This is a genomic window from Sphingomonas sp. LH128 (assembly GCF_000293195.2).
GTDB classification, from domain to species: Bacteria; Pseudomonadota; Alphaproteobacteria; order Sphingomonadales; family Sphingomonadaceae; genus Novosphingobium; species Novosphingobium resinovorum_A.
Genome location: NZ_ALVC01000289.1, coordinates 1 through 7898 on the forward strand (window position 1 = coordinate 1; position 7898 = coordinate 7898).

A 7898-nucleotide genomic window follows, 5' to 3' on the forward strand; every position below is an offset into this window, starting at 1 on the left:
CCCCCCCAGCCGATCGGCTGTTTGGCCGGAGCCCAGCGGGTGAGCAACTGCCTGGGGCGTTCGGCGCGGTCGATCGCCTTGGCCTCGGCGATGCGTCCCGCGTCCTGTGCGGCGAGCTTGAGTGCGGCCTCCAGCAGCACATAAGTGCCGAGCACGCGCTGGCGGTAGGGCTTGAGCATGTGGTTCTCGACCAGCACCGTGGGCACACCGATGAAGTCGCCATAGCCTGTCGAATAACGCGGACCTTCGGGGCTGTAGCGGATGCCCTTTTGCGGATCGCGGGTGTCGATCGGGCTGGGGTAGATGATCGGCTCGTGCCCGGCGCGCGTCAGCGCCGCTTTCACGGCCGGGCCGAAACGCTGCTCCAGCCATAGCGCGGTAGCGCGGTGGCGCGCATACTTGGCCCAGCCTGCATATGTGTAGGTCACGTCATACTGCATGTCGAAGCCGCCGCTGACGTGGCAGTCGATGTAGAGCGCCGGGTCCAGCCGCCGCAGCAGCGCGACCATCGCGCGCACTTCGGGCGTGTCGAGCTTGGCGTAATCACGGTTGAGATTGATATTGCGCGCGTTCCCCTCGGTGCCCTTGGCCTCGGGGCCGCGCACGTGGAGGAAGTTCCAGGGGCTCGAGCGCTCATGCCCGTCGATGTTGAGGATCGGCACGAAGACGAGATCGACCTTGTCGAGCAGGCCGCTTTTGCCGCGCACCGCGATGTCGCGCAGCAGCATGAGGCCGGCATCCTTGCCGTCGATCTCGCCTGAGTGGATACCCGCCTGCACAAGCACGACGGGCTTGCCCGGTCCGCCGGTGCTGGCGCGCACCATCAACAGGTCGCGGCCTGCGCCGGTCTTGCCGAAGCTCTCGACCCGGATAAGCGGCGAGGCCTTGGCCAGCTTGTCGAGCCAGTCGCGCACTTCGTCATAGCGCGGCGTGGTCTGGAACCCTGATGCCTCGGCCGGGGTGATCCACGGATCGCCGGACTGGACGATCAGCTTCTCGCTCGCGCCCGACCATGCCAGCGCAGGCGGCAGCACGGCGGGCGGTGCCGATTCCGCCGCTGCAGCGGTAGTCGTGATGGCGAGAGTGGCGGCGAGGACGGCGAACTTCAGCATCGATCGATCCCCTGCCATCAGAACCGCGCGCGCAGGCCGATGGTCCCGGTACGCGGCGCGCCGGGCTGCACCCAGAGCGGTGAGTAACTGTTGGCGTACCAGCGTTCATCGAACAGATTGGTCACCGAACCGAACAGTTCGAGATGCTCCATCACGTCGACTTTGCCGAACAGGCGGAACAGCGCGTGCGAGGGCAGCATGAAATCGGTGCCCGTTTCGCCGCGGCGCTTCCCCACGTATTGCATGCCCGCGCCGATCTGCACCTCGCGCTTGCCCAGAGTGAAGGACTTGGCGAGCTGCATATTGAGGTTGTGCTTCGGGATGTTCACCAGAGCATCGCCGACCTGCACCTGGAACGAGGTATTGGGGTCCACCATCGCCGAGCGCGCTTCGGCATCGACATAGGCGTAGCTCACTAGAACATCGACGCGGCCCGGCAGCTTCCCGGCAAGGTCGAACTCGGCGCCGCGGCTGCGCGCCTTGCCCAGCGCCAGTGAGAACCCCGGCGCGTTGGGATCGGTCGCCAGCACATTGGCCTTGGTGAGATGGAACACCGACAGCGTTCCGGTCAGCGCTCCGCCCAGCAGGCTCAGCTTGGCACCTGCCTCGAAGGATTCGCTGTTTTCGGGATCGAAGATCTGCCCGTTGACATTGGTGCCGACATTGGCCCGGAAGCCCTGCCCATAGGCGGCGTAAATCGTCACCGGATCGCTCAGTTCGTAGACCACGCCGGCTTGCGGGCTGAAGCGGCTGCGCTTGCGGCGGCTGTTCTGGCTGGTCAGGCGATTGTCGGTTTCCAGCGTCAGGTGGTCGAAGCGCCCGCCGATGCGGACCTGAAGCCGGTTAGTCACCTCGATCTGGTCCTGCACGTAAGCGCCTATCGAACGCTGGCGGTCAGTACGATCCATCATGGTCGCGCCGACGGGTAGCGCGAAGCGGCCGTAGACCGGGTCGAGGATGTCGATCACATTGCCCTGCTGCGCCGTTGGATTGGTGCTGAGGGCAGGCGGGCGGAAGCGCAGGAACAACTGCTTGTAATCGAAATTGTCGTAGTCGGCACCGATCAGCACGCGATGCGTCAGCGCGCCGGTCTCGAATTCACCCGCCAGTTCCACGCGCAGTACATAGTGCCGTGCATCGTAACGACGCGAACGACGCTGGCGCGAGAGCGAGCGGCCGTCGGTGTAGAGCGCCTGGCGCGAGGCCGCCGTCTCCGCATCGGAGGAAAATCCGGTGAGCAGCGTATCGCGAATGCTTCCGCCCACCAGCAGGCTCCAGCGGTCGCTGAACTGATGGTCGAGCCGCAACTGGTGCCCTTCGGCGCGGGCGACCGTATCGCCATCACCCGGCTCGCCAAGGAAGCGGTATCGCGGGACGGTGTCGAAATTGCCGTCCAGCACCACGATGCCGCGATCGAACGGAACCGACACACGGGTCTTCTCCAGATCGTAGGTCAGGCGCGTATCCGGTCCGAGCGCGAGGCCGACCGAGGGCAGGAAGCCCCAGCGCGACTGATGGACGTGATCGCGGAAGGTATCGCCCTCCTCGCCATAGCCGATCAGACGCACGGTAAGACCTCCGGTCAGGGAGATGTTGACGTCGGCCTCGCCGCGCACCCGGTCCCAGCTGCCGTACTGGATCGCGGCGGTGCCGAAGCTGCGGCCCAATTCGGCCTGCTTGGCCACGAGGTTGATCGTGCCGCCCGGCTCGCCGCGCCCGATCAGCGCTGCAGCGGGCCCTTTGAGCACTTCGACCCGCTCGATCCCCGCCGTATCACGCTGCCCGCCGAAACCGCGCCCGCCGTTGAAGCCATTGACGAGATAGCCGCTCGGCATGTTCTCGTCGCCAGCGAAGCCCCGGATCGCAAAGGCATCCCACAAGCCGCCCAGCGTGTTCTGCCGCACCACCGAGGCGTTGAGATCGAGCGCGTCGGTCAGCCGCTGGATGCCGTTCTGCTCCAGCGTCTTCGCATCGATCTCGGCAATCGACTGTGGGATTTCCGACACCGCGAAGTCGCCGCGATAGGCCTGGCGCACGCCGTTTACGGTGATCGCCTCGCTGCGCTCCTCACCTTCGGCTCCGGCCTCTTCGGCCAAGGCACCGCCAGACGGCGCCAGCGCGATGGCGAACGGCAGAGTTCCGGCAAGCAGCCGGCGATTCCTGGTAAAGCGAAGCATGCGATCCCCACGGTGACTATGTCCCGAGGCAGCGCGGTGCCTCGTTCGGGCGGGCTTCTGTCAGCACAAACGGCGGCCGTCAATGATATGTTGCATCATATCAATTAATAAGGCAGGAGGCCGCAAAATCCGCAGAAATCCTGACTTCTTTAGCAATATTCGGGAAACATTATGATTGAAACGACACTGCCGATCCTGATCGAGAACCTCGCTGTCACTTACGGCGACCACCGGGTTCTGGACGGTCTTTCGCTCTCGGCGCCCGCAGGCAGCGTGACCGCTTTGCTGGGTGGTAATGGTGCGGGCAAATCGACCACGCTGTCGACCCTGCTGGGCTTCGTGAAGGCGCAGGCCGGCTCCATTTCGGTCTGCGGCATCGATCCTGGCGCCGCGCCCGACGACGCTCGCCGCCAGATCGCCTACTTGCCCGAGAACGTCGCGCTTTACGAACATCTGACCGCCGTGGAGAACGCGCAATACCTGCTGGCCCTCTCCGGCGGGAAGCAGGGCCGCGCGCCAATCGTCGAGGCCTTCGCCGCCGCCGGCCTGCAGGAGCGCGCCTGGGACCAGCGGCTCGGCGCCTTCTCAAAGGGGATGCGTCAGAAGGTGGCCATCGCGGTCGCACTGCTGCGCGAAGTGCCGGTGCTGCTGCTCGACGAGCCGACTTCCGGCCTCGATCCGCGCGCGACGGCGGACTTCAACGCTCTGGTGCTCGCGGTGCGCGCACGTGGCACCGCCGTGCTCATGGTGACGCATGACCTGCTGAGCGCCGCCGACATCGCCGATCGCATCTGCTTCCTCGAAGCCGGGCGCATCGTCGAGGACGTGACGGCGCGGGGCGAGGACCGCTTCGACGTGCGCGCGCTGCACGCCCGCTTCGCGGTCGCCGCGCAGAGGGTGGCGGCATGAACGCCGCACCCCTGATAGCGCGCGACGAGCTGCGGCTGATGCGCCGCAACCGCGTCGCCGTGATCGCCTGCGTGCTGCTGGTGCTGCTTACCCTGGTGGCGGTTGCAAGTTCCTGGTCGCACCAGCGCGAGATCGAGGACTTGCGCGCCCGTCACCAGCACGAGGCCGAGCAGGCCTTCGACGCGCAGCCGGACCGGCATCCGCATCGCATGGTCCACTACGGCACATTCATCTTCCGCCCGCTGAGCGCGCTCGCCGCCTTCGATCCGGGCGTCGATGCCTTCACCGGCAATTCGATGTTCCTCGAAGGGCACCGTCAGAACACCGCCAACTTCGGCGACGTCAACCAGAGCTCGCTGCTGGTCCGCTTCGGCCAGTTGACGCCCGCCTTCTTGCTGCAGACGGTGGCGCCGCTCCTGCTAATCTTCGTCGGCTATGGCGCCGTCGCTCGCGAGACGGAGCGCGGCACCTTGCGCGTGCTAATGATGCAGGGCGCGACGCGCGGGGCGATCGTGCGCGGCAAGCTGCGCGCGCTGGGCACCGTCGCCCTGCTGGTGATGCTGCCTGCGATCCTGGGCCTCGTCGCGCTAGCGGGGACGTCAGGCGCGGCGAGCCTGCCGATGGCCGTGATCGTGCTGGGCTATGCGGCATGGCTGCTCTTGTGGGTCATGGCCATCGTACTGGTTTCCACGCTGGTCGGCCGTAGCCGCGACGCGCTGCTGGCGCTCGTGGCGATCTGGGCGGTGAGCGTCGTCCTGCTCCCGCGCGTGGCGCCGGATATCGCCAGCGCGGCGGTGCCCCTGCAGAACCGCCTGCAGACCGAAGTGGCGATCGCGCGCGACTTGCGCCGCCTCGGCGATGCCCACAACCCCGACGATCCGCACTTCGCCGCCTTCAAGCGATCGGTGCTCCTGCTTTACGGCGTGACGCGGGTGGAAGACCTGCCGGTCAACTACAAGGGGCTTCTCGCGGTGGAGGGAGAGAAAGTCACCTCCGCGCTGTTCGAGCGCTACAGCGGCGAAAGCTATGCAGCACAGGGCTCGCAGAACGCCATTGTCGGCATGATCGGCGCAATCAGTCCGGCGATCGCCTTGCGCTCGCTGTCGATGGCAGCCGCGGGGACCGACTTTGCGGCCCATCGCAGCTTTCTCGAACAGGCGGAAGCCTATCGCTACGACCTCGTCCAGCGGCTGAACCGGCTGCAGGCCGATGGCGTCACCTATGCCAACGACACCGCGAGCGACGCGGACGCCGACCGCCGCAAGCGCATTGCCGCCGGTAACTGGGAAAAGATGCCCGACTTCACGTATCGCGCGCCAGACGGTGCGACCCTCGCCGCCCGCGCTCTGCCGGGGCTGGTCGTGATCGCCGGATGGCTCATGCTTGCCGGAGCCTTGCTCGCCTTCGCCACGCGCCGTCTGGGGCGCCGTCTGGGAGGGGGCCGATGACCCTGTGGATGCATGAAGCCCGCCTGCTGCTGCGCCAGCGCCTCGCCATGATCGCAGTTGGCCTGCTGGCGATGCTGACGGTGGCGGCGCTGATCGCGGGGATGGCCGAAGTCGCTCGCCAGCGCGCCGCCATCGCCGCCATTCCCGCCGCGCAGGCCGAGGACATCGGCGCCATCGCCGCCTGGGTCGACAAGGAGAAGGATGCGGGGAGCGCCGCCTACTACAGCTTCCATCCGACCTGGAACGCGCCTTCCCCGCTCGCCTTCGCGGCGCTGGGGATGCGCGACGTCTCCCCCTACATCTTGCGCGTGCGCGCGCTGGGCCTCGAAGCGCAGATCTACGACGGCGACACCTTCAACCCCGAACTGGCGCTGCCCGGCCGCTTCGACTTCGCCTTCGTGCTGGTTTTCCTGGCCCCGCTGTTCGTCATCGCCTTGTGCCACGACCTGACCTCGGGCGAACGCGAGGCCGGGCGCTGGCGCACGCTTGCCGCTCTCCCGCATGGCGGCGCGGCCTTGTGGCGACGCCGCACCCTGCTGCGCCTTGCGCTGCTATGGGCGGCGATCGGCGTGCCTTTCGCCGTAGCCGCCGGCATATCGGGCGTCGCAGCTGGCGCGATCCTGGTAATTCTGGGGTTAGTCCTTGGCTACCTGCTGTTCTGGGCAGGCCTGAGCGCGCTGATCGGCCGACTGCGCTGGAGCAGCGTCGCCAATGCGGCAAGCCTTGCGGCGCTATGGCTGGTGCTCGTGCTGGTACTGCCGGCGCTCGGTCATGTCGTTATCAACCGCGCGATCCCGGTGAACCAGGGCGCCGAGATCGCTCTGGCCCAGCGCGAGGCCGTCAATCACGCATGGGACATTCCCCGTGAGGACACGATGCGGGCTTTCTATGCCAGTCACCCGCAATGGGCCGATTCCGCGCCTCTGGGCACCGCGTTCCATTACAAGTGGTATTTCGCCTTCCACCAGGTCGGCGACGAGAGCTTGGCGGGCAAGGTGCGCACTTATCGGCAGGGCCTTGAGACCCGCGATCAAACCGCGCGCAGCCTCGGCTGGGTGTTGCCCTCGGTTGGCGTGCAGGCGCTGTTGACCGGGATGGCGCGGACCGACCTTACAGCGCAACTCGCTTATCGCGACCAGATCCGCGACTACCACCGCCGCCTTCGCGAGTTCTACTATGGCTACATGTTCCGCGACCGCCCTTTCGGCAAGGCGGACTTCGACCACGCCCCGCGCTTCGACGCGGCGACCGGATAGGTAGCGCGGTGGCAGCCATGTCGCCGCGCCATCCCAAGATCGAATAATGGTTGCCCCGCGGACCATTGCCGAAACGCAAATCTCGTCATGCCATATGTCCGCTCTCCCGTAGGTCCCAGAATGGCGACTTCCCAGGATCCCCGGCTGAAAGCGGCCATTCCGCCATCGCGAAGAGCTTCAGGTGTTGGTAGGCGTACGATAGTCTCCGAGGGACTAACCCGCGGGCCCCACTCACTGGTCTATGGATATTTAGCGTTTTGGGCTGCCGGGATGGCGACGGAGCAGCGCTGCGAGTGCCATTGAATGGATGGGTCGCGGATGATTTCGCCTTTTGGTCGGCGAACGACGAAGACTGTCGAACCAACAAATCAAGCTGGCGTTGTGGATTAACGCCGTATGGCGAATGGAAAATATTGATATAATTAAGAAAATTAGAAATTTCTATGCCCTGTCCTGACTGATGAGGGACTTCGGGGGCATTATGAGATTTGCGATCGGTGGTTTTTCGTGTGCGTTGGCGCTGCTGTTGCTCGCGGGGTGTGGAGGCGATAATTCGGGAGGCAACGGCAGTACGCCCGCTCCAACCCCTGTCCCCACACCAGTTCCAACTCCGGCGCCCGCACCTTCACCGACACCGACATCCAGCGCCGTTTATCAGGTGTCTATTGGCGGCCCAGCGATTGGCTCGCTAACTTTCAATACGAACGGATCCGGCAAATTTCACGACACGGTCAACAATGTCAGCGACTTGACCATCAGTACTAACAGAAAAGGTCAATTTGGCCCAGGCGTGGCGGATCAGCTGACCGGAGCCATGTTGCCGGAGAACCCTGGCCGGGTGCCGGTGAAAGTCGGGGCCCTGAGCTTGGATACCGGCTTTTTCTACATGGGCATTGTACCGGCCATGGACAGCGAGATCATCGCCTCGCCAGTTCAGGCAGCAGCGGTCATTCAACAGGCGATCGCGCATGCGTATGGCGAGCGCGGCGTCGCGCA

The 7898-nt window shown here is 65.6% G+C and carries 6 protein-coding genes; 4 read left to right on the forward strand and 2 right to left on the reverse strand.

Annotated features, from left to right (window positions below):
• Together LH128_RS21540 and LH128_RS21545 are read right to left on the reverse strand one after the other, a co-directional pair.
• A partial coding sequence (locus LH128_RS21540; protein ID WP_008831803.1) for a M14 family metallopeptidase occupies window positions 1–1112 on the reverse strand: 1112 nt, incomplete at its 3' end.
• Window positions 1113–1129: 17 nt separating this feature from the next.
• Window positions 1130–3289, reverse strand: a complete 2160-nt coding sequence (locus LH128_RS21545) for a TonB-dependent siderophore receptor (protein WP_008831804.1) — start codon at window positions 3287–3289, stop codon at window positions 1130–1132.
• Window positions 3290–3460: 171 nt separating this feature from the next.
• Between LH128_RS21545 and LH128_RS21550 the strand changes: the two genes are divergently transcribed.
• From LH128_RS21550 to LH128_RS34705, 4 genes are all read left to right on the forward strand, one after another.
• A complete protein-coding gene (locus LH128_RS21550; protein ID WP_008831805.1) occupies window positions 3461–4198 on the forward strand; it encodes an ABC transporter ATP-binding protein in 738 nt (245 codons plus the stop codon).
• Window positions 4195–5646 carry an ABC transporter permease gene (locus tag LH128_RS21555; RefSeq protein WP_008831806.1) on the forward strand — a complete coding sequence of 484 codons (1452 nt, stop codon included), beginning with the start codon at window positions 4195–4197 and terminating at the stop codon, window positions 5644–5646. Before LH128_RS21550 ends, LH128_RS21555 begins: the two co-directional genes overlap by 4 nt.
• Entirely contained in the window at window positions 5643–6902 is a 1260-nt protein-coding gene (locus LH128_RS21560) for a DUF3526 domain-containing protein (protein ID WP_008831807.1), read from the forward strand. The genes LH128_RS21555 and LH128_RS21560 overlap by 4 nt, the downstream gene beginning before the upstream one ends.
• Window positions 6903–7692: 790 nt before the next feature.
• Window positions 7693–7898 (forward strand): hypothetical protein (locus LH128_RS34705; RefSeq protein ID WP_008831808.1); only part of this gene is annotated, 206 nt, incomplete at its 3' end.